We start from the raw sequence: 19,686 nt of genomic DNA on the forward strand, positions 1-19,686 counted from the left end.
GACGTTTTATGGATATGAGTTTTTAAGAAGGAATGCGCTCTACTTTATTTGCTTAGAATTTAAAAGTAATGAGCATAAAAAAGACCGCCGAAGCGGTCTTTTTAATAACAACAAATTAGTAGTCGAAGCTGAAATGCTCTGGTGCTAAAGATGTCATTGTTTTAGATGGGTTGACCATCGCTTCAGCATGACCTTGGGTACGTGGCAATAGGCGTTCGAAGTAGAAGTCAGCCAATTTGATTTTTGCTTTATAGAACTCTGGTACTTCTTGGCCTTCGCCAGAAGCCAATTTTGCAGAAGCAACGGCAGCTTGTTGCGCCCAGTAGAATGCCATCATGGCATAGCCAGAGAACATCAAGTAATCGACAGATGCAGACGATACGATGTCGCGGTCTTTACGTGCAGCCAACATAATACGAACAGTCAATGCGTTCCACTGTGCACAGATTTTAGTTAAATCCCATGCAAAACGACGCATATATTTATTACGTGCATGTACGCCACAGAATTTTAAGATTTCAGCAGTATAGTCGCGTACGACTTTACCTTTAGACGATAACAACACTTTACGACCAATTAAATCCAGTGCTTGTACGCCAGTTGTACCTTCGTATAGGGTTGAAATACGTGAGTCACGTACGATTTGCTCCATGCCCCATTCTTTAATATAACCATGACCGCCGTAAACTTGCATACCATGATTCGCCGCTTCATAACCCAATTCAGTTAAGAAACCTTTCAAGATTGGGGTATAGAAACCAAGCTTGTCATCATATTCTTCGAATTTTGCTTGATTGCCTTGAGCTAAAGAATCTGCCATTTTGTCTGCCAACTGTGCAGCATGATAAATCATGGCACGGCCACCTTCAGCAATGGCTTTTTGAGTTAACAGCATACGGCGTACGTCCGCATGGTGAATAATTGCATCAGCTACTTTATCTGGATCTTTTTTACCAGATAGCGCACGCATAGACATACGGTCTTTCGCGTATGGTAATGCACCTTGGAATGCCAATTCAGCATGTGCCAAACCTTGTACCGCCGTACCAATGCGGGCTGTATTCATGAAGGTAAACATAGCATGTAAACCTTTGTGCATTTCACCAATCAAGTAGCCTTTCGCACTGTCAAAGTTCAGTACAGCTGTTGCAGAAGCGCGGATCCCCATTTTGTGTTCAATAGAACCACAAGTCACAGGGTTACGTTCACCTACACCACCATCTGCAGTTGGAATGAACTTAGGAACGATGAACAGAGAAATACCGCGTGTACCTGCAGGCGCATCTGGAAGGCGAGCAAGCACAATATGAATAATGTTTTCTGTTAGGTCATGTTCACCTGCAGAAATAAAGATTTTTGTACCTGTAATGGCATAAGTACCGTCAGCATTTGGCTCAGCTTTGGTTTTTACTTGGCCCAAATCTGTACCACATTGAGGTTCAGTTAAGCACATTGTGCCCGACCAAGTACCTGCAGTGAGGTGAGGCATATAGGTATTTTTTTGTTCTTCTGTACCAAATTGCATGATGGTGTTCATGCAGCCCATGCTGAGGCCAGGGTACATGGTAAATGACCAGTTCGCTGTACCCATCATTTCAGATTTGATCAGGTTAAGCGACATTGGTAAGCCTTGACCACCAAATTCTTCTGGATAAGACAGACCTTGCCAACCACCTTGAACAAATTGGTCGTACGCTTCTTTAAAACCTTTTGGTGTTTTTACTTCACCATTTTCAAAGTGACAGCCTTCTTCATCACCACTTTGGTTTAGAGGAGAAAGTACATTTTCACAAAAATCGGCAGCACCTTCTAAAATCATGTCTACAGTGTCAGCGTCTGCAAGGTCACCGTTAGATAAAGTTTTAAAATGTGCAGGGAAGTCGAATACTTCGTTCATTAAGAAACGAATGTCGTGTAAAGGAGCTTTATAAGCAGGCATAATTTAATCCTAATTTAAAATAGTTTTGGATTATCTGGTTCGATGATTTGATTATTCACAATAATGATTAAATTACATTGATAGCATAGACTGATCAAACTGTCAGAAATGCGAATTGCTGAAATATTTTTGCAATACAATTGTTGGTTTAAATACAACAAAAATTCAAAAAATATTGAATTAATGATTATTTTTAATGAGATAAAACAATATAAAACAGATGTATATTTAATTATATGCTGACTGTGTATGGGTATTTAAAGTTTTGAATGAAGATAGCATGAACTCATTTTATTTTTGTCATTATGATCAAAATGACTGCATGGGAAAAATTGTGTAAATGCCCCACGGCCCAACAAATATGCGCCATTGCACCTGCATAAATCACAGGGCAATAGCGCATTTTTTTGATATTAGGAAAAGCCTAAATTACAGAAAATCTTTTAAGTTTGGTTTGACGCCATGCCAAATGCGGAAGGATTCAATCGCTTGTCCGACCAACATACCAAAACCTTCAGATGTCGGCACACCACGCGCTTTGGCTTGATCCAAAAAGCTTGATGCTTTGCCGTATGCCATTTCATACGCATATTTAAATTGTAAAGTTTCAGGCAAAACCAGCGCATCGCCAGAAAGGCTTGCAGACGTTGCATTGATGACCAGATCAAAATCGCCATCTAAGTCATGCAATTCAACCGCACTGAGTTCAGTATTTGGGACTGCATCTTTTAGATCTGCAACCAGTTGTTCGGCACGTGCCAAGGTACGGTTTGCAATCACAATTTTTTGCGCACCCGCTTGAACAAGTGGGTAGATCACGCCACGCGTTGCGCCACCTGCACCAATAATTAAAATACGACTTTGTGCTAAGTTCCACCCTAAGGCAAGGATGGCTTCGACCAGCCCTTGGCCGTCGGTATTGTCACCATGTAATTGACCATTCTGCATCCAAAGGGTATTTACAGCTTTGGCAATTTTTGCACGCTCAGTAAGCACCGTGCAGGCATTAAAAGCTTGTTCTTTAAATGGAACAGTCACATTCATCCCAAGCCCGCCTTGTGCGAAAAAATCTTGCATGCTGGCATCAAAGCCATCGAGTGGTGCAAGGCGTTTCGCATAATTGAGGTCGATACCCATTTTTTGGGCAAAGGCATGGTGCAGTTCTGGAGAACGAGATTGTTCAATTGGATGGCCGATCACGGCAAATTGCTTGCTCATCGCACAAAATCCATGTGGAGAAATGTGCATCAATATACGGCAATTATGCGTCAGTCTAAAGCTTTAATCAAAATTTCAGCCCAAGCTTTGCCTTGTGATTCTTCATTCTGTTATTGGGTAATTTTTGCTGTATTTAAGAGTTGCAAAGCTCAAATATGGCATCAATAGCTAAAAAAGAAGCGCTCAAAAGAATCCCAATCAATGCGATCGGCATCGTGCTATAAGCAAATTGATCATTAAACTGGCTTTCAGAAAAAAGCGCGATACTGATAGCTGTAAGCATAAGGACGATAAATCCCCAAAAGCTGAATAGTGTGGAATGGGTTTTGATGATATTCATGCTATTTCCTGCGTTTGATCTGTAGGAGGAGAAGATCATAGATTGCAATCATGACAATATCATTTTGATGATGAGGCATATTTCATCAGGATAGATCTTCAACACTCTAAAGTCATGATGATGACTTGAGCATTCATAGTACAGCACTCGACGATAATAGATGTAGGTTAATCGCAAGGACTGCCAACGTTGAGTCTATATTGTGTACATCAAAGGTAAATAAGTAAGGGGGAGTCGGGAGCTCAAATTGAAGCTGATCTTTGATGTCTATGTTAAGCGCTCAGTTTGGCAATGGATTTTCAGTCCATGTAAAAAAGCCTCCAAGAGTTGGAGGCTTGATTGTATTTAAAGCAGACGGGGATACAAAAACTTATTTCAGCGTGTTTAACCAGTCTTGTGGTTTTAAATAATAGTCTGTGAGTTTTTTCTCAGCAGAATTTGCATCCCATTCTGGACGGTACGACCAACCTGCCAGTGGAGGCATGCTGACCAAGATGGACTCAATGCGCCCACCCGTTTGTAAGCCAAACAAGGTGCCTCGGTCATACACTAAGTTATATTCGACATAGCGTCCACGACGGTACAGTTGGAAGTCTCGCTGTGCTTCGCTGTATGGCTTGTCACGGTTACGTTCAAAGATGGGTAAAATCGCTTCAAGGTAGCCATTACCCACAGCTTGCATGTATTTAAAGCATGTCTCAAAGTCCCATTGATTCAAATCATCAAAGAACAAGCCACCTACACCACGCTGTTCATCGCGATGCTTTAAGTAGAAGTAATCATCACACCACTGTTTATGTTCGGCATAAACGTTATCGCCAAATGGTGCACACAAGTCGTGGGCTGTTTGATGCCAGCTCAGGACATCTTGTTCATTAGGATAAAAAGGCGTTAAGTCAAAACCACCACCAAACCACCAAATTGGGTCTTGGCCTTCTTTTTCGGCGACAAATAATCGAACATTGGCATGCGAGGTGGGTACATTTGGATTTTTCGGATGAATGACCAGTGATACGCCCATCGCTTGTGCTTTCGCACCTGCAATTTGTGGGTGACGCTCTGTTGCCGAGGCAGGGAGCTTAGAGATCTGGATGTGGGAGAACATCACACCGCCTTTTTCAATCACGGTTCCATTTTGCAGCACACGGGATCGACCACCACCACCTTCAGGACGTTGCCAATCATCAATAACAAACTCGGCTTGGCCACCACCAGCATGTTCTTGTTGCTCTAGTGCCGTACAAATGCGGGCTTGCAAATCGCAAAGGAAATCTCGGACACGTTGTATATCCGCTGAAGTTGGATGTGACATTGCCACTCTCATTGATTTATATAATGACTAGGAATATCAAAACATAAAATGTCTAAAAACTTAAGGTTTTTTTGCCAATCTTGAGCATCGGAAAAACTGAAAGTAGGTCAAAATTTAAGTCGTCGGAAGGGCATTTTGTATGAAGCTCTGCTGGCTTATTCCGACTAAATGGCTAGGTTGAATTCACCTGATAAGCCAAGCAAAATAGCATTAAATGCAATTTCGTTTTTTGTTAAGGCTGTGGATATGCAACAGGCAACATCACTCATCCAAAAATATAATGTGCCCGGGCCACGCTATACCAGTTATCCAACCGTACCTTATTGGGATGAAACTTCATTTTCATCAGAGGCATGGAAACACACACTAAAACAATCCTTTGATGCATCCAATGCAACTGAAGGCATCAGTTTATACATTCATCTGCCATTTTGTGAAAGCTTGTGTACCTTCTGTGGTTGCCATAAGAAAGTCACAAAAAAGCATGAAGTTGAACAGCCTTATATTCAGGCGGTGCTCAGAGAGTGGGCGCTGTACCGCCAATTATTGGTCGAACGACCTGTCATTAAAGAAATTCATTTGGGCGGTGGGACGCCTACGTTTTTTGCTCCTGAACATTTAACACAGTTAATTCAAGGGATTTTAGCCGATTCAGATGTAGCACCTGAGCATGAATTTAGTTTTGAAGGTCACCCCAACAATACTACGCGTGAGCACTTACAAGCACTATATGATGTGGGCTTTCGTCGTGTTAGCTACGGGGTACAGGACTACAATGAAAATGTACAAAAAGCGATTCACCGTATCCAACCCTTTGCCCATGTAGAGCGTGCGACCACTTGGGCAAGAGAGATTGGCTATAGCTCAATTTCCCATGACTTGGTTTTTGGCTTGCCTTTTCAACAGCTCGAAGATGTATTGAATACCATTGAGCAGACCACACGCTTAATGCCAGACCGTTTGGCATTTTATAGTTATGCGCATGTGCCATGGATTAAAGGCAATGGGCAACGCGGTTTTAAAGATGCTGATGTGCCTAAGGATGAAATGAAACGTCAGTGCTATGAAGAGGGCAAAAAAGCATTATTGGCGCATGGTTACCATGAAATTGGTATGGATCATTTTGCATTAAGCACCGATCCAATGTATCAGGCGTTTCAGGCGCAGGCTTTACACCGTAATTTTATGGGCTATACCGCATCTAAAACACAAGTCATGATTGGCTTGGGGGTATCTTCGATCAGCGACAGTTGGTATAGCTTTGCACAAAATGAAAAGAATATAGATGCATATTATGCATGTCTGGAAAATCATCAAATTCCAGTGGTGAAAGGCCATGTGTTGAGTGCGGAAGATTTAAAAATTCGTAAGCATATTTTGAATTTAATGTGTGCGTTTCAAACCTCATGGGCTGACCAGACGATGGATTTTCCTGAACGGGAAGATGTCATTCAGCAACTGGTAGAGATGGAGCAAGATGGCTTATTGCAGATAGAACAGGATCAAATTGTGATTACGGAGCAAGGTAAGCCCTTCGTAAGAAATATTTGTATGGCGTTTGATTTACATTTAAAACGAAGAAAACCTGAAACTCAGATATTCTCGATGACGATTTGATTTTCACTTTGGAGAGAAGATTGCTAAGTCTCCCGTTCTGATTGCAGAGAGGGAGATGTGTTTAGCAAAAGAAAAATATTGCCGAGTAAAAAATGGATGCTTCACATCGATTTGTCGTCATTGCATTTTAGGTTTGGTAATCAGGTCAGTAATTTCTTTGCCATATATCCATGTGTTGAGTATTCCGTCTGAACTTTCTAAGCCAATAACATCTAAAAAATTTTCAAAAATAGTCGCAACTTGCTCGCGATCATCAGTATATAAACTGTTTGGATCTATTTGGTTAATCCCATTGGATAAGATGTGTAATAACTGTTGTTTACTTGGTTGGCTATTGCTTTGATAGAGACGGATAAATGCTTGTCGTGTACTTTCAATAGATTGATTAATGTGATTTTTTAAAATGTGCTCTTGTAATGTTGCATCAGAAGCGCTGCCATAAGCAAAACGATTGTTCGTCTGAAATTGTTGTAGTTTTTGAATGGTGGGTGCTTGCGTGTTTTGGGCATTTGCTGGTGCTAGATCGGCTTTACACACGTTGGCAAATAAGAAGAGACTGAACACAAATAGAATCGTGGTTAGCTTCATGTGTTCAATCTCCGATTATTCTTAATTCATGCTTTTATTTAAAAATCATCTTTATCGTACATGTGCGACATCCGATCATGTTTGGTTTTTAAATATTCTTCATTGAATTTATTTAAACCCACTGTAAGCGGAACACGGTCTACCACATTAATGCCGAGGTCTGTTAATGCTTTAAGTTTTAACGGATTATTGGTAATGAGGCGGACTTCGTTGACCTGTAAATGCGCCAGCATAATGCTACACATATCGTAAGTACGTGCATCCGCAGGTAAATTCAACATAAGGTTTGCATCTACAGTGTCATGACCTTGATCTTGTAGGGCATAAGCACGGATTTTATTGGTAAGACCAATACCGCGACCTTCCTGACGTAAATATAAAATTACGCCTTGACCTGCATCATTAATCAGTTGTTGTGTTGCTTGTAGTTGTGGACCACAGTCACACTTGAGTGATGCAAAGGCATCACCTGTTAAACATTCTGAATGAATGCGAACTAAAACAGCACCCGTTGGTGCGGTTTCTAAGCCTTTAGAGAGTGCGACATGTTCTTCGCCGGTGTGTGGGTCTTGAAATACTGAAATTTTAAATTCACCAAAAGCGGTCGGTAATCTGGAAGTCGCGACAAATTCTATAGGCACAGTCAAACCCGAATAATTGATTGTAAATTGTTTAAAGTATAGCGTAATGCTTGGACATTGGTAGAATTGCAGTTACGATTTTGTGCAGAACATTTTCTTTTTTTGCATAAAGAGAACGATAATAGTTGATAAATAGTCAGATTATTCAGGATAATCTCCTACACTTAAACATAACACCCAATTTTGAGTTGAACTTAAAATTGCATCGCTAGAAATATGGCTGATTGAAGGTGATACAATTCGATATAATCATCGAATATCCATTTGACCTAGCTTAGGATTTGCCAGGCTTTAGAAGGCTTTGCCATATTATGCTGTATACAGAAATACCGTCTCATCGCCCCATTACATCGCTGCTGGACAGCATTGAGCTACCTCAACAGCTCCGTCTGCTTGAAAGCACGCAGCTCGAACAAGTGGCGGATGAGTTACGTCAATTTATTATATATGCAGCAGGACAAAGCGGCGGACACTTTGGCGCAAATCTTGGCGTGATTGAATTGACCGTTGCGTTGCATTACTGTTTTAACACACCACGCGATCGCCTGATTTGGGATGTGGGGCATCAAGCCTATCCACATAAAGCGCTAACAGGGCGCCGTGAACAACTCGTTACTATTCGTGCTAAAGATGGCTTAGCGGCCTTTCCTGCGCGTGAAGAGTCAGAGTACGACACATTTGGCGTAGGCCATTCTTCAACGGCAATTTCTGCAGGTTTAGGCATGTCATTGGCACGCCGTTACCAAAAAGATCCTTGTGAAGTTGTTGCTATTGTAGGGGATGGCGCAATGACTGCGGGTATGGCCTTTGAAGCCATGAACGATGCAGTTGCACATGATGCAGATTTAATTGTTGTATTGAATGACAACGATATGTCGATTTCATGTAGCACAGGTGGTTTTGCCAAACACTTGGCAGCCATTTGGGGCAAAGGTGAGTCAGTCAATATCACCGAACAGGGCGAGGCTTATCTACAGCCTCATCCTGAATGGACTTATAACTCACGTTTACACAGCGCAGCCACAGATGCGGCGGACAATCTATTTAAAGCCATTGGTTTTGATTATTTTGGCCCTTTTGATGGCCATGATGTTGTGCAACTGACTCAAGTTTTTGAAGCAGTGAAAAAGCGCAAAGGTCCACGTTTGGTACATGTCTATACCAAAAAGGGCAAAGGTTTTGCACCAGCAGAAGCGGATCAAATCAAATATCATGCGATTAGTAAACTTAACGCACCCGCATCGTCTACAACTGCGCCAAAATATTCAGATGTATTTGGTCAGTGGCTATGTGATGAAGCGGCACAAGATGAGCGCTTAATCGCAATTACACCGGCCATGTGTGAAGGTTCCGGCATGGTAAAATTTGCCCAAGATTTTCCACAGCGTTATTTTGATGTCGCTATTGCAGAACAACATGCGGTCACTTTGGCTGCAGGTATGGCATGTGAAGGTTTAAAACCTGTTGTCGCGATTTATTCCACCTTCTTACAACGTGGTTATGACCAGCTTATCCATGATGTTGCATTACAAAACCTTGATGTGACTTTTGGGATTGACCGTGCAGGTTTGGTGGGCGAGGATGGCCCAACCCATGCGGGTGCCTATGACTACGCTTATATGCGTACCATTCCGAATATGGTGATCATGGCGCCAAAAGATGAAAATGAATGTCGCCAAATGCTTCATACGGCATATTTATATCCAGGCCCAACAGCAGTACGTTACCCACGTGGTAATGGTTTAGGGGTGAGTATCCAAAGCGAACTTCAGGCCATGAACATTGGCGAAGCAGAAGTTTTAGCAAGCTTTAATGAGGCGGCAGGCCCAAGCATTTCAATCTTAGCGTTTGGTAGTCGTGTACAGCCTGCTTTTGAAGCTGCACAAGCCTTAGCAACACAAGGTTTAGCGGTTCGTATCGTCAATATGCGTTATGTGAAACCATTAGATGAAGCATTGTTGGATCGTCTTGCAGATAGCACGGCTTTATTTGTGACGGTTGAAGAGCATGCTGTAATGGCGGGTGCGGGTAGTGCAGTGAATGAATATCTCGCGAAGGCAGGTATTGTGAAACCAACATTGAACTTAGGTTTGGCAGATGAATTTTTACATCAAGCCTCACATGGACAAATGTTGCAATTAGCTGGCCTTGATGCCGAAGGTATTGAAAAATCAGTACAACGTGCGTGGTCGAAACTCGTTTAAATCGCTGAATTTATTTTTTTAAATACGTTTAGAAACATTTTTTGCCTAAAAGCCCGTATATTTGCTAAAATGTACGGGCTTTTATGCATTATTCTTTATCAGTGTCTTCAAATTTGTAGTGGGTGTTCAATGGAACCTATGGTGGTGATGGCTGCGCGTGCGGCTCAATTAGTTGGTCAAGAGCTTTTAAAAGCGCATCAAAATCGTCATAAACTCGATTTGCAAGTTGAAGAAAAAGGCATCGACGGTCCTGTAACACGTGTTGATCGCTACATTGAGCAGTTGACTATCGACACGCTTCGTAAAAGCTATAAAAACCACAGCTTCCTAGGTGAAGAGTTTGGTCTTCAAGAAGGTAAAGGTCATGACGCTGATTGGTGTTGGATTATTGACCCACTTGATGGCACTTTAAACTTTATTAATGGTTTCCCACATTTCTGTGTATCTATTGCTGTTCAACATAAAGGTGTAACTCAACACGGTGTTATTTATGACCCTGTAAAAGATGAGTTATTCTCTGCAAGCCGTGGTCGTGGCGCAATGTTGAACCAACGCCGTATTCGTGTAAATGTAAAAGACAGCTTAGAAAATACCTTTATGGGTGTAGGCCATGCTTACCGTAAAGTCCGTAATGGTGAAGTAGTGTCTTATGCAAAAAATCACTTCGATTCATTATTAAATGTAACTGAAGCAGGTGCTCAATACCGCCGTGCCGGTTCTGCTGCCCTTGATTTAGCTTATGTGGCTGCTGGCCGTTTAGATGGCTACTTTGAACTTGGCTTAAAGCCTTGGGATATCGCTGCAGGTGAGCTGATTGTGAAAGAAGCGGGCGGTACTGTAGTAGATGCACGTGGCGGTTCAGATTCTATGGAAAACGGTCAAGTGATCGCATGTTCTATGAAAATGTTAAAACCATTAATGCAAGCTGTAGTTCCTGCTTGGGGCGAAGCTGCTAAATAAGTTATTCAACTTATCTGTAGTTCGAGTTTAAAAAAACCCTCATTGATGAGGGTTTTTTATTGGGCTTATATTTAGACTGATAAAAATAATAAATCTAAGAAATAAAAAATGACAGAGCTTGAGCAGGTGTTTGAATAGCCCATCTCCAACTAGAGTGCAGAATATGTTAATTCAGTTTATTGGGCCTGGCGGTGCAGGCAAAACAACGATCGCAAAGCAACTTGCTCCTAAAATAGGGGCTGTCTGTATAGATTTGGATGAATATTTCCTAAAAATGGAAGGGGATATCTCTTTATATATTCAACAGCACGGCTATTTGGCCTATGCACGCCGTAATATCACTTTGTATCAACAACTGCGAAGATCAATTCAGCCAGAACAATCTGTCATTTTAGTGTGTTCATCTGGGTTTATGACCTATGCACTAGATCAGGATGCAGAATATAAGACCATTAAGCATCAACTGTTAGCTGAAGCACAGACCTATGTATTTTTACCATCATTAGATAAAAAACAATGTATTGATCTTATTGTGCAGAGGCAATTAAACAGAGCATATCTTCAGGCAGATCCTGAAAAAGAATGCTTAAAAATTTCACAGCGTTTTGATCAATATGCTTCTTTCGCGTGTACACGGGTCATTACCCACGATACACCAGAAAATATTGTTAATTTTTTAATGACACTTCTCGCGGCGCCTAAAGGGTTGAATAAAGGAGTACTTTAATAAAGTATGGAGTATCTATCAGTCAAATTTTTGCATGCTAGACAGCAAATAAATATATGTTTTTTGAATTTGTTGTTTCAAGTTGACTAAAAAGGATGACTTTTAAAATTATTCTGATATAATCCGCCCACGCACTTATTTTCGTTCATTACCTGAACATTTCTCTTCAAATCATTGTGTATGCGCGTGCGGTCCAAAGAGAGGACGATATCTCGCGCCCCAATCGCTTTAGCGATTCCTTCAGGTTTAGCCGTAATCATGCGTGCGTTATATCACATCGTCGTTACTCGGATCGCCGCTGAATCTTAGATTGTCAGCGTTTATTGCTGTACCGCTTTTTGCCGATGTCCAATTGACTTTATTTTAATGGAGCACCCATTTTTCGGGTGAAAAACTCTATGAGCAAAACTTTTGCTGAATTTCCTCTACACGAGTCCCTGCAACAAGCTCTACAAAGCTTAGGTTTTACTGCGCCAACTCCTGTACAAGAGCAATCAATTCCTGCGGCTTTAGAAGGTAAAGACCTTTTAGTATCAAGCCAAACAGGTTCTGGTAAAACAGCTGCATTCTTACTCCCAACTTTAAATGCATTAGCTGACCAAGATACTTTCGTACCGTTTAAAGAACGTATGAAAGCGATTACTCAACCTAATATTTTGGTTTTATGTCCAACGCGTGAGTTGGCTCAACAAGTGAGTCAAGACGCAATTGCATTCGTACGTCACATGAAAGGTGTTCGTATTGCTGCAATTATGGGTGGTATGCCTTTTGGTAAACAAATCCAACAATTAAAAGGCGCGCAAGTTGTTGTTGCGACTCCAGGTCGTTTACTTGACTTGGTAAACCGTCGTCAAATTAAATTAGATAAAGTTGACGCGTTAATTGTCGATGAAGCTGACCGTATGCTTGATCTTGGTTTCTCTGAAGACCTAGAAGCAATCAGTGATTTGGCTGCGAACCGTAAACAAACATTAATGTTCTCTGCAACTTTTGCACCACGTATCATTACACTTGCTGAACGCATGATGAATGAACCTGAACGTATTGCAATTGAAACAGGTCATACAACAAATACAGACATCACTCAGACTTTACACTGGACTGATGGTTTTGAGCACAAGAAAAAACTTCTTACTCACTGGTTGAGCGAAGAAGATCTTGATCAAGCAGTTGTATTCGCTTCTACTCAAGAAGACACAGATATGTTGGCTGAAGAACTTGCTGAAGCAGGTCACTCAGTTGTAGCGCTTCACGGTGCTATGCCACAAACTGTACGTAACCGTCGTTTACGTAGCATCCGTGAAGGTCGTGCAAAAATCTTAGTTGCAACTGACGTTGCAGCACGTGGTCTTGACGTACCAACAATCTCTCACGTAATTAACTTTGGTCTTCCAATGAAGAACGAAGACTATGTACACCGTATTGGTCGTACAGGTCGTGCGGGCCGTACTGGTAAAGCAATCACTTTAGCAACTTACCGTGAACGCGGTAAAATCCGTGCTTTAGAAGATTACCTAGATGCACGTTTAGAAGTTTCTGAAATTGAAGGCCTTGAGCCATCTCCACCTCCTGCACGCGGTAGCCGTGATGGCGGTCGTGGTCGTCGTGACGGTGGTCGCGGTGGTCGTGGCGGTTTTGGTGGCGGTCGTCGTTTTGAAGGCGAAAGCAACTTCAAACGTCGTGAAGGTGGCCGTGATGGCGAACGCCGTTCATTCGGTGGTGAAGACCGTCCACGTCGCGAATTCAACAACGATCGTCCACGCCGTGAAGGTGGTTTCGAAGACCGTCCACGTCGCGAATTTAACAACGATCGTCCACGCCGTGAAGGTGGTTTCGAAGACCGTCCACGTCGTGAATTCAACAACGATCGTCCACGCCGTGAAGGTGGTTTCGAAGACCGTCCACGTCGCGAATTTAACAACGATCGTCCACGCCGTGAAGGTGGTTTCGAAGACCGTCCACGTCGTGAATTCAACAATGATCGTCCACGTCGCGAAGGTGGCTTCAACGATAAACCACGTTTTGACTCGAATGATGACAACCGTGGCAATCGCGTAGATTACAAACCACGTCGTGAAGGTTCTTTCGGTGACCGTCCAAAACGTGATTTTGGTGATCGTCCAGCACGTCGTGAAGGTGGCTTCGGTGACCGTCCAAAACGTAGCTTTGGTGATGACCGTCCACGTCGCGAATTTAATTCAGATCGTCCACGTCGCGAAGATGGCGAACGCGGTCGCAAATTCAATGACTAATTGAATTTCGTCTGAAATAAAGATAAAAACCGGCCATTCACCGGTTTTTATTTGTCCTTTTTTTGATAAAATGTATACTCGATCATGTTTCTTGTTCTATTTGATAATTATGTTGAATGTTAGCAAGCGGTTTTTACAAGCTTCTTCTTTGGAGGTGCTTATGCCTTATATCGGTTTAGCTTTATTTTTAAGCAATATTGTTTATTATGTCTATAATCATTGGGTTTAAACTCGTACGCCTTGTTTTCGCCAGTTTTGAAAAAATAAAAAATAAAAACACACTATAATTTAGTCATCTTGTGTTACATGGAAAGGTAACATTATGTTCTTGAATCCTTTATAGTATGCGTGCTGAAAAAATGCAGGAATAAGCTCAGCTATGAATAATCAAACACCTCTTCAGGCTCAATCACTCATTGAAGTGAAAAACTTGAGTTTTAAGCGAGGAGAGCGTGTCATTTATGACAATGTCAGCTTAACCATTCGTCGTGGTCAAATCACCGCTATTATGGGGCCGTCAGGTACGGGTAAAACTACCTTATTACGTCTTATTGGTGGTCAGTTGGTGCCCGATGCAGGTGAAGTCCTCCTAGATGGTAAAAATATTGGCCAAATGTCACGCCAGGAATTATTTGCTGCACGTGCGCGTATGGGCATGCTTTTCCAAAGCGGTGCATTATTTACCGATATGTCCGTATATGAAAACGTGGCCTTTCCAATCCGTGCACATACGAAGTTACCTGAACATTTAATATCAGAGTTGGTTTCTCTGAAGCTTGAATCTGTGGGTTTACGTGGTACAGAACAGTTTATGCCTGCAGAGCTCTCTGGCGGGATGAATCGTCGTGTGGCATTGGCACGTGCAATTGCGCTTGATCCAGAGCTGATTATGTATGATGAGCCCTTTGCAGGCCAAGACCCAATTGTGATGGGTGTATTAACCCGTTTAATTCGCTCTTTGCGTGAAGCTTTGGATCTTACCACTATTATTGTGTCGCATGATGTGGCAGAAACCTTATCGATTGCCGATTATATTTATGTGGTTGCAGAAGGCAAAGTTCAGGGTGAGGGGACTCCCGCTGAGCTGAAAGCACATGCTTCACCTTTTGTACGTCAATTCCTTACAGGTTCAGTCGATGGTCCTGTCGATTATCAATTTAGCCATCAGCCATATTTGTCGCAAGAGGTTCGTTCATGAATGCAATTGCCGCATTAGGTAGACGCGTCATTGAACGTGTCCAAGGCATTGGCACAGCATTTATTATGTTGTTGCAAATTTTATGCTCTTTGCCCACATGGCTTGGGGTAAAGCTGTTTATTTATCAGATGTATCGTGTTGGGGTGTTGTCCCTGCTGATTATTACTGTATCTGGCTTATTTATTGGTTCAGTCTTGGGCCTACAGATGTATAGCATTTTGTCTACATTTGGTAGTGAAGCCATGCTGGGGACTGCAGTTGCACTCACATTGTTAAGAGAACTTGCACCTGTTGTGGCGGCTTTATTGTTTGCAGGCCGTGCAGGCTCGGCATTAACTGCTGAAATTGGTTTAATGAAAGCCACTGAACAGCTATCAAGTATGGAAATGATTGGTGTAGACCCTTTGAAACGTGTGATTTCACCGCGTTTGTGGGCAGGCATTATTAGCCTTCCAATGTTATCCGTCATATTTGCCGCTGTTGGTATTATGGGCGGTAAGTTGGTCGGTGTGGACTTCTTGGGTGCGGATGAAGGTTCGTACTGGAGTGGTATCGAAAATAGCGTGCAATTTTTTAAAGATGTGTTAAACGGCACAATTATTAAAAGTTTTGTGTTCGCACTAATTTGTACATGGATTGCGGTGTATCAAGGCTATGCTTGTGAGCCAACATCTGAAGGTATTGCAACTTCTACAACACGTACAGTGGTGTATTCGTCGCTGTGTGTTTTAGGTTTTGATTTCGTGTTGACTGCGGTCATGTTCGGAGGTATTTAATGAAATCACGTACGAGTGAGCTGGCCGTCGGCATTTTTGTTATTTTATTTGGTATTGCTTTATTTTTCTTGGCCATGCGTGTGAGTGGTTTGGTGGGCAATAATTTAAAAGACAGCTATGAAATGACTGCTGTTTTTGAAAATGTGAATGGCATTAAACCCCGTGCAAAAGTTGCAATGAGTGGTGTTAAAATTGGACAAGTAGATTCAATTACACTCGATCCAATGACGCGTTTAGCGACAGTACATCTTACGATGGATGGTAGCTTAACAACGTTTAATCCAGAACAATTAAAGCAAGTGCAAAAAGATGCCTTAGAAGAGCTACGTTATAGTTCGGATTATGAGGCGGCCGATCCAGCACAACAAAAAGAAATGGAAAAGCAACTTATTGCTAACATGAAGTCCATCACGAATATTGATGAAGATGCTTATATTATGGTTGCAACCAACGGTCTGTTGGGTGAGAAATATTTGAAAATTGTACCGGGTGGTGGTTTGAACTATTTGAAGCGTGATTCTCAAATTGTGAACACACAGGGCACGATGGAAATTGAAGACTTAATTACCAAATTTGTAACCGGTGGTGCTGGTAAGTCATCTGATGCTAAAGCTGAAGAGACAGATACTACGGCAGATGCAGAACCGTCATTTACAGAATAGTTTTTTGAGGAGAAAACACGTGAATACTTTGGTGAAACAAACCTTAACAGCTAGCATACTTTCGACCATGCTTGCAGGTACCGCTTTTGCAGCACCATCTGAAACGCCACCTGCATTTATTAAGAAAGTGGCTGATGGGTTGATCACTCGTTTGAAAGCGGACCAATCTAAACTGCAAAATAACCCTGCAGCAGTAAAAGCAATTGTGCGTCAAAATCTTGACCCATATATTGATTCACAAGCATTTACACGTATTGTGATGGGTACTTATGCAACGAATCAGAACAGTACTGCTGCACAGCGTGCTCAGTTCGAAAAGAATTTCCGTGAAACGCTCATTGAAAACTATGGTTCTGCTTTTGCAAAATACAGCAACCAAAGCTACACCATGCGTCCATTTAAGTCGACAAATCCAACCAATCCTGTTGTGACCATCGACTTCATTAACAATGGCGAAAAAATTCCAGTATCGTTCCAATTGGCTGACAAAGGTAGCCAATGGAAAATTCGTAATATCAACGTTTCAGGTATCGACCTAGGCTTGCAATTCCGTAATCAGTTTGCGGCAACTGTAAAACGTAATGGCGGTAACTTGGATAAATCAATTGCGAACTTCAAGCCTGATGCTGAAGCTGCTGTTGAAAAGAAAAAATAAGCAGGTTTAAGATGATTGAATTCACTGCGCAAGAGTTGCATGTAACTGGGAAAATTGATTATCGTAATGCTGAACAGTATTACGCTCAAGGGCTGAAAGTTATTCAGACACAGCAACAATATCCAATGACAGTGAATTTATCTGCTTTGGAGCATGGTAGTACTTTAGCATTGGCGGTATTGGTTCGCTGGCTAAGACAAACACCAAATGCAGAAGGTCTAGTCTTTAAAGCTGTTCCTGAAAAAATGATGAAGATTATTCAAGCTTGTCATTTAGAGCATGATTTGAAACTTATTTAAATTCTATCGTGATTTAAAAGTGATCTTCATAAAAAAAAGCGCCTAAGGGCGCTTTTTTGTGGGCTACAGATAAATCGTGATTTCATCTGTAGCATGCTGTGTATTTCAGGTTGAAGCAATGCGCCAAGGCGTGCTTAAATCCATTTTTTCCAGCGGAAGTAAATGAGTGGGCCAATCAAGAAGGCAATTAAAATTAAGCTGACCACGATAAAGCTGGTTGTTCCATGTGCGAAAGGGAGCACATCGGTATTCATGCCGTAAATGCTGGCCACCAGCATAGGAGGCGCAAGCATACTTGGTAAAATCGAGAATCGACGAATGGTATCGTTCTGTTCGGTATTAATGAAGCCTGAAGTTGTGTCGAGCAAGAAGCGTACTTTTTGGAATAAGAAGGCATCATGTTCTACCAATGAGCGTACATCTTCACTCAGTTCTCGAATATCTGCGTCGTAAATATGGCTACCAAGCGCACGTGGACGAGATAAGAAGGTGAGGACACGACGTAAGTCAATAAGACACAGCTGTGCTTTACCAAGCATGTCTTCTAATTGTGCCAAGCGCGTGATCATGTCATCTAAATCTAAAATCATTTCACGGTGACGATTGTTTAGCACTTCTGTGGAGTATTTTTCCAAGTCCTTGTGGATATCTTCTAAGATATCCGCAAGCTCATCGAGTTTGGCTTCCAGCAAGCCCAATAAAATCCAAGTTGGATCTTTATAATCAATTTCATAGTCATTACGACGCGCCCGTGCACGAAAAGCACGGAAGGCCACCAGTTTTTCACCGCGCAGTGTAAATAGGCGCTCTTTATGAAGAATGAAAGCAACGGTCTGCACGGTTGCTAAAATACTGGAGTTTTCTTCGGTTTCGCCATCGACCTGAAAGTTTTTATTTTTCGTTAAAAAATACGTACTGATATGCAAAATGCCATCATCATCACGGTAGAATCGTGCAGATGAGGAAATGTCTTCTAGCGATTTAAGCGTAGGCATATTTTGATCATAGGCATCCATGATCCATTGCTGTTCTTCTTGAGATGGAGCAATGAGGTCAAGCCAGACCAAATCTTGATGTAGATCGAAGTCACCATTGACAGTGGTATCTTCTAAACTACCGCGCTCTGTGGCGTAAAAGGCTTCCAGCATGCCGTCTTTTCTCCCTTGCGCAGTATGTAAAAATGAATGCGTGTATTTTAGACAAGGATGCTTAGAAATACACTGCTCGAATGATTATTTTATTAAAAAATCTGAACGAAGTTTAGATTCCAAGCATGACAATTCAATAACAGGGTGAGAGATGATGAATTCTATAGCAATTTTTTGTGGTTCAGCTTTAGGTACGGACCCTGTTTATGAGCAAATCGCCATTCAAGTCGGGCAATGCTTAGCAAAACATCAGATCACTTTGGTATATGGTGGAGGGCGTTCAGGTCTCATGGGCATCGTTGCAGACAGCGTATTACAGGCGGGCGGTAAAGTTATTGGCGTGATTCCGAAGCAATTGGTGGACCGTGAACTCGCACATCCACATTTGACAGAGTTACATGTGGTGCAAAATATGCATGAACGTAAGACCAAAATGTCGGAACTCTCCGATGGTTTTATTGCGATTCCTGGTGGTGCTGGTACCTTGGAAGAAATTTTTGAACAGTGGACTTGGGCACAATTGGGAATTCACTTAAAACCTTGCGCATTTTTAAATATTGATGATTTTTATACGGACTTAATTAAGTTTATTCAGCTCACAGTGGAAAAAGGTTTTACGCAAACCCGTTTTGCAGATGCTTTGGTGGTATCCGATCAAGTAGAAGATATTTTAACGCAGTTTATGCACTATACGGCGCCACAACCTAAATGGGGAATGGCGGCAGATCAACAAGATTTGGTGAAACATTAAGATGAAAGTGATTACTGTTGCTGCGGGCATTGTGCTAAATGAACAACAGCAAATGTTGGTGGTGCGTAAGAAAAATACTGCCTGCTTTATGCAGGTGGGTGGCAAGCTAGAACCGAATGAGCATCCAGAACAAACCATTGTGCGCGAAATTGCAGAAGAAATTGGCTGTCAGGCTAAAATTCAGCATTATCTTGGGCGCTTTGAAACTGCAACAGCCAATGAACCTGATCATCAACTGGTGAGCTATGTATATCATGTGACCTTAGATCAGATTCCAACGGTACATGCAGAAATTGCGGAAATGCGTTGGGTGGATTTAGATGATCAAGACATAGCACTGGCACCATTGACCACAGAAATCATTATTCCTTGGATTAAGCAGCAATTGGTTTCTTAAGC

At 41.9% G+C, this 19,686-nt stretch carries 19 protein-coding genes; 12 read left to right on the forward strand and 7 right to left on the reverse strand.

Annotated features, from left to right (window positions below; all coding sequences use genetic code 11):
* Nucleotides 1-115: 115 nt before the first annotated feature.
* From DYI81_RS09440 to hemF, 4 genes are all read right to left on the reverse strand, one after another.
* The gene (locus DYI81_RS09440) at nucleotides 116-1,939 is read right to left on the reverse strand and encodes an acyl-CoA dehydrogenase C-terminal domain-containing protein (protein ID WP_106984000.1); all 1,824 of its coding nucleotides are present in this window, start codon (nucleotides 1,937-1,939) and stop codon (nucleotides 116-118) included.
* 429 nt (nucleotides 1,940-2,368) lie between these two features.
* Nucleotides 2,369-3,157, reverse strand: coding sequence for a shikimate dehydrogenase (gene aroE / locus DYI81_RS09445; RefSeq protein WP_106984001.1), 789 nt, complete (start codon nucleotides 3,155-3,157; stop codon nucleotides 2,369-2,371).
* Nucleotides 3,158-3,290: 133 nt separating this feature from the next.
* Nucleotides 3,291-3,497, reverse strand: coding sequence for a hypothetical protein (locus DYI81_RS09450; protein ID WP_106984002.1), 207 nt, complete (start codon nucleotides 3,495-3,497; stop codon nucleotides 3,291-3,293).
* A gap of 370 nt (nucleotides 3,498-3,867) precedes the next feature.
* A complete protein-coding gene (gene hemF / locus DYI81_RS09455; RefSeq protein ID WP_117007422.1) occupies nucleotides 3,868-4,809 on the reverse strand; it encodes an oxygen-dependent coproporphyrinogen oxidase in 942 nt (313 codons plus the stop codon).
* Between the two features lie 246 nt (nucleotides 4,810-5,055).
* On the opposite strand from hemF, the gene hemN reads away from it, so the two are divergent.
* Nucleotides 5,056-6,426, forward strand: a complete 1,371-nt coding sequence (gene hemN / locus DYI81_RS09460) for an oxygen-independent coproporphyrinogen III oxidase (RefSeq protein ID WP_117007423.1) — start codon at nucleotides 5,056-5,058, stop codon at nucleotides 6,424-6,426.
* A gap of 117 nt (nucleotides 6,427-6,543) precedes the next feature.
* On the opposite strand, the gene DYI81_RS09465 is transcribed toward hemN, so the two are convergent.
* Nucleotides 6,544-7,014, reverse strand: coding sequence for a DUF4844 domain-containing protein (locus DYI81_RS09465; protein ID WP_117007424.1), 471 nt, complete (start codon nucleotides 7,012-7,014; stop codon nucleotides 6,544-6,546).
* Nucleotides 7,015-7,052: 38 nt separating this feature from the next.
* Complete coding sequence (gene ribA / locus DYI81_RS09470) at nucleotides 7,053-7,655, reverse strand: GTP cyclohydrolase II (RefSeq protein WP_106984005.1); 603 nt, start codon at nucleotides 7,653-7,655, stop codon at nucleotides 7,053-7,055.
* Between the two features lie 311 nt (nucleotides 7,656-7,966).
* Here ribA and dxs point away from each other — a divergent pair, with 311 nt between their 5' ends.
* From dxs to DYI81_RS09515, 9 genes are all read left to right on the forward strand, one after another.
* Nucleotides 7,967-9,859, forward strand: coding sequence for a 1-deoxy-D-xylulose-5-phosphate synthase (dxs, locus tag DYI81_RS09475; protein ID WP_106984006.1), 1,893 nt, complete (start codon nucleotides 7,967-7,969; stop codon nucleotides 9,857-9,859).
* Between the two features lie 129 nt (nucleotides 9,860-9,988).
* Nucleotides 9,989-10,819, forward strand: coding sequence for an inositol monophosphatase family protein (locus DYI81_RS09480; protein WP_106984007.1), 831 nt, complete (start codon nucleotides 9,989-9,991; stop codon nucleotides 10,817-10,819).
* A 163-nt stretch (nucleotides 10,820-10,982) separates the two neighbouring features.
* On the forward strand, nucleotides 10,983-11,546 hold the full coding sequence (locus tag DYI81_RS09485) for a shikimate kinase (RefSeq protein ID WP_117007425.1): 564 nt from the start codon (nucleotides 10,983-10,985) through the stop codon (nucleotides 11,544-11,546).
* A 398-nt stretch (nucleotides 11,547-11,944) separates the two neighbouring features.
* The gene (locus DYI81_RS09490; protein WP_117007426.1) at nucleotides 11,945-13,798 is read left to right on the forward strand and encodes a DEAD/DEAH box helicase; all 1,854 of its coding nucleotides are present in this window, start codon (nucleotides 11,945-11,947) and stop codon (nucleotides 13,796-13,798) included.
* A gap of 379 nt (nucleotides 13,799-14,177) precedes the next feature.
* Complete coding sequence (locus tag DYI81_RS09495; RefSeq protein ID WP_117007427.1) at nucleotides 14,178-14,996, forward strand: ABC transporter ATP-binding protein; 819 nt, start codon at nucleotides 14,178-14,180, stop codon at nucleotides 14,994-14,996.
* A complete protein-coding gene (gene mlaE, locus DYI81_RS09500) occupies nucleotides 14,993-15,772 on the forward strand; it encodes a lipid asymmetry maintenance ABC transporter permease subunit MlaE (protein WP_106984011.1) in 780 nt (259 codons plus the stop codon). Before DYI81_RS09495 ends, mlaE begins: the two co-directional genes overlap by 4 nt.
* Nucleotides 15,772-16,434: an outer membrane lipid asymmetry maintenance protein MlaD gene (locus tag DYI81_RS09505; RefSeq protein WP_117007428.1), complete on the forward strand. Its 663-nt coding sequence runs from the start codon at nucleotides 15,772-15,774 to the stop codon at nucleotides 16,432-16,434. The genes mlaE and DYI81_RS09505 overlap by 1 nt, the downstream gene beginning before the upstream one ends.
* A gap of 19 nt (nucleotides 16,435-16,453) precedes the next feature.
* Nucleotides 16,454-17,089, forward strand: a complete 636-nt coding sequence (locus tag DYI81_RS09510) for an ABC transporter substrate-binding protein (RefSeq protein ID WP_106984013.1) — start codon at nucleotides 16,454-16,456, stop codon at nucleotides 17,087-17,089.
* An 11-nt stretch (nucleotides 17,090-17,100) separates the two neighbouring features.
* Nucleotides 17,101-17,388: an STAS domain-containing protein gene (locus DYI81_RS09515; RefSeq protein WP_106984014.1), complete on the forward strand. Its 288-nt coding sequence runs from the start codon at nucleotides 17,101-17,103 to the stop codon at nucleotides 17,386-17,388.
* A 134-nt stretch (nucleotides 17,389-17,522) separates the two neighbouring features.
* Here DYI81_RS09515 and DYI81_RS09520 read toward each other — a convergent pair whose 3' ends face one another.
* On the reverse strand, nucleotides 17,523-18,536 hold the full coding sequence (locus tag DYI81_RS09520; protein ID WP_106984015.1) for a CorA family divalent cation transporter: 1,014 nt from the start codon (nucleotides 18,534-18,536) through the stop codon (nucleotides 17,523-17,525).
* A gap of 154 nt (nucleotides 18,537-18,690) precedes the next feature.
* On the opposite strand from DYI81_RS09520, the gene DYI81_RS09525 reads away from it, so the two are divergent.
* Together DYI81_RS09525 and DYI81_RS09530 are read left to right on the forward strand one after the other, a co-directional pair.
* Nucleotides 18,691-19,287, forward strand: a complete 597-nt coding sequence (locus DYI81_RS09525) for a TIGR00730 family Rossman fold protein (RefSeq protein ID WP_117007429.1) — start codon at nucleotides 18,691-18,693, stop codon at nucleotides 19,285-19,287.
* A gap of 1 nt (nucleotide 19,288) precedes the next feature.
* Nucleotides 19,289-19,684 (forward strand): NUDIX domain-containing protein, encoded by a 396-nt coding sequence (locus tag DYI81_RS09530; protein ID WP_106984017.1) that lies wholly within the window; start codon nucleotides 19,289-19,291, stop codon nucleotides 19,682-19,684.
* The last annotated feature ends 2 nt before the right edge of the window (nucleotides 19,685-19,686 follow it).

Source organism: Acinetobacter sp. SWAC5, from assembly GCF_003419885.1.
GTDB classification, from domain to species: Bacteria; Pseudomonadota; Gammaproteobacteria; order Pseudomonadales; family Moraxellaceae; genus Acinetobacter; species Acinetobacter cumulans.

What these genes read in the sequence shown, in the direction of transcription:
- DYI81_RS09440 (WP_106984000.1), bottom strand. Translation starts at nt 1,939, where the DNA reads ATGCCTGCTTATAAAGCTCCTTTACACGACATTCGTTTCTTAATGAAC.
- aroE (WP_106984001.1), bottom strand. Translation starts at nt 3,157, where the DNA reads ATGAGCAAGCAATTTGCCGTGATCGGCCATCCAATTGAACAATCTCGT.
- DYI81_RS09450 (WP_106984002.1), bottom strand. Translation starts at nt 3,497, where the DNA reads ATGAATATCATCAAAACCCATTCCACACTATTCAGCTTTTGGGGATTT.
- hemF (WP_117007422.1), bottom strand. Translation starts at nt 4,809, where the DNA reads ATGTCACATCCAACTTCAGCGGATATACAACGTGTCCGAGATTTCCTT.
- hemN (WP_117007423.1), top strand. Translation starts at nt 5,056, where the DNA reads ATGCAACAGGCAACATCACTCATCCAAAAATATAATGTGCCCGGGCCA.
- DYI81_RS09465 (WP_117007424.1), bottom strand. Translation starts at nt 7,014, where the DNA reads ATGAAGCTAACCACGATTCTATTTGTGTTCAGTCTCTTCTTATTTGCC.
- dxs (WP_106984006.1), top strand. Translation starts at nt 7,967, where the DNA reads ATGCTGTATACAGAAATACCGTCTCATCGCCCCATTACATCGCTGCTG.
- DYI81_RS09480 (WP_106984007.1), top strand. Translation starts at nt 9,989, where the DNA reads ATGGAACCTATGGTGGTGATGGCTGCGCGTGCGGCTCAATTAGTTGGT.
- DYI81_RS09485 (WP_117007425.1), top strand. Translation starts at nt 10,983, where the DNA reads ATGTTAATTCAGTTTATTGGGCCTGGCGGTGCAGGCAAAACAACGATC.
- DYI81_RS09490 (WP_117007426.1), top strand. Translation starts at nt 11,945, where the DNA reads ATGAGCAAAACTTTTGCTGAATTTCCTCTACACGAGTCCCTGCAACAA.
- DYI81_RS09495 (WP_117007427.1), top strand. Translation starts at nt 14,178, where the DNA reads ATGAATAATCAAACACCTCTTCAGGCTCAATCACTCATTGAAGTGAAA.
- mlaE (WP_106984011.1), top strand. Translation starts at nt 14,993, where the DNA reads ATGAATGCAATTGCCGCATTAGGTAGACGCGTCATTGAACGTGTCCAA.
- DYI81_RS09505 (WP_117007428.1), top strand. Translation starts at nt 15,772, where the DNA reads ATGAAATCACGTACGAGTGAGCTGGCCGTCGGCATTTTTGTTATTTTA.
- DYI81_RS09515 (WP_106984014.1), top strand. Translation starts at nt 17,101, where the DNA reads ATGATTGAATTCACTGCGCAAGAGTTGCATGTAACTGGGAAAATTGAT.
- DYI81_RS09520 (WP_106984015.1), bottom strand. Translation starts at nt 18,536, where the DNA reads ATGCTGGAAGCCTTTTACGCCACAGAGCGCGGTAGTTTAGAAGATACC.
- DYI81_RS09525 (WP_117007429.1), top strand. Translation starts at nt 18,691, where the DNA reads ATGAATTCTATAGCAATTTTTTGTGGTTCAGCTTTAGGTACGGACCCT.
- DYI81_RS09530 (WP_106984017.1), top strand. Translation starts at nt 19,289, where the DNA reads ATGAAAGTGATTACTGTTGCTGCGGGCATTGTGCTAAATGAACAACAG.